General features: G+C 67.8%; 2 protein-coding genes. Both read right to left on the reverse strand.

From position 1 onward, the window contains the following. Positions 1-962, reverse strand: a 962-nt coding sequence (locus L6Q67_RS23430) for an IS66 family transposase (protein ID WP_296575888.1), incomplete at its 3' end; no start/stop codon positions are given. Positions 963-1,023: 61 nt separating this feature from the next. Beyond that, positions 1,024-1,353: IS66 family insertion sequence element accessory protein TnpB (tnpB, locus tag L6Q67_RS23435; RefSeq protein WP_296575890.1), on the reverse strand; the 330-nt coding region annotated here is incomplete at its 5' end.

Here is a 1,353-nt window from a genome sequence, read left to right on the forward strand (position 1 = left end):
GCCATGCAGCCGGCTTCGGTCACGCCTTTGGCGATCAAGGCCTTGTAGCCCGAGTAGTCGTCGCAGACGAGGGTGCCACGCCAGTCGCCCAGGAAGTCCTGCGCGTGCTTGCCGGCGCGGCTCTCGGCAAAGTCGTAGATCACCGCTCGGACCGGATCGTGGGCGCCGATGCTGTAGGACCACAGATAGGCCCGGTGGGTCTTGCCGGCCCCGGGGTCGAGCATCGCTACCGGCGTCTCGTCGGCATGCAGCACCGGGAAGGCGAGGAGTTCTGCCTTCAGGGCATCGACCAGGGGTTGAAGCTGGACGCCCATCTGGCCGACCCACTGCGCGAGCGTGGATTGGGGAATCGCGAGCCCCGCCCGGCCGAAGATCCCTTCCTGGCGGTACAGCGGCAAATGATCCTGGTACTTGGCCACCAGCACCTGGGCCAGCAGCCCGGTGGTGGGCAGGCCCTTGTCGATCACGTGGGCCGGCACCGGGGCCTGCACCAGGGTTTCGCACGCCTGGCAGACCCACTTGCCGCGGACGTGGCGCTCGACGCTGAAGGTGCCGGGGGTGTAGTCGAGCTTCTCCGCCACGTCCTCGCCGATGCGCTTCATCTGGCAGCCACAGGCGCAGGTGGTGCTGTCCGGCTCGTGATGGATCTCGGTGCGAGGCAGTTCGGGCGGCAGGGGTTTGCGCTTGGCCTGACCCTTGGCGGATGCGGGTTTGCCGGAGAGTTGCTCAAGCTCCTCGGTCATCGCCGCGAGGTCGGCCTCGACCGTCTCCTCGAACAGCTGCGCCTGCTCGACCGGCAGGCGCTCCGTCTTGACCCCGAAGCGCCAGCGTTTGTGCAGCGAGAGCTCATGGGTGAGCTGGTCGATCTTGCTCTGGCGCCAGGTGAGCTCCCGGTCCTGCGCGATGAGCAGGCGGCGCAGGGCGTCGGCGTCGAGTTCGTGGAGGTTGGCGGGGAGAACCATGGGCAAATCATGCCGTTCGAACACGGTCACTGCCATCGGGACATCCCCCGATGGTGGACCTTCAAATCATCCGGATCGCACCGTCGCCGCCCAGCTGCTGCCAGGGCAGGCCGAGCACCAAGGCGTCGAACTGGGCCTGGGAGAGCGTCAGCAAGCCGTTCCCCTCGGCCCAACGAAAGCGCCCTTGGTTGAGCCGCCGGCAGGCGAGCCAGATCCCCTGGCCGTCGTGGATCAGCACCTTCAGCCGGGTGCCACGCCGGTTGGCGAAGAGGTAGGCATGATGCGGGCGCGCCTCGCCGAAGACCTGCACCACCTGGGCAAGGAGCGTGTCCATGCCGGCGCGCATGTCGAGCGGCGCCACCGACAGCCACAAGGCTTCGACCCGGATCAC

Origin of the sequence: Zoogloea sp. (assembly GCF_023150065.1) — a bacterium.
GTDB lineage: Bacteria > Pseudomonadota > Gammaproteobacteria > Burkholderiales > Rhodocyclaceae > Zoogloea.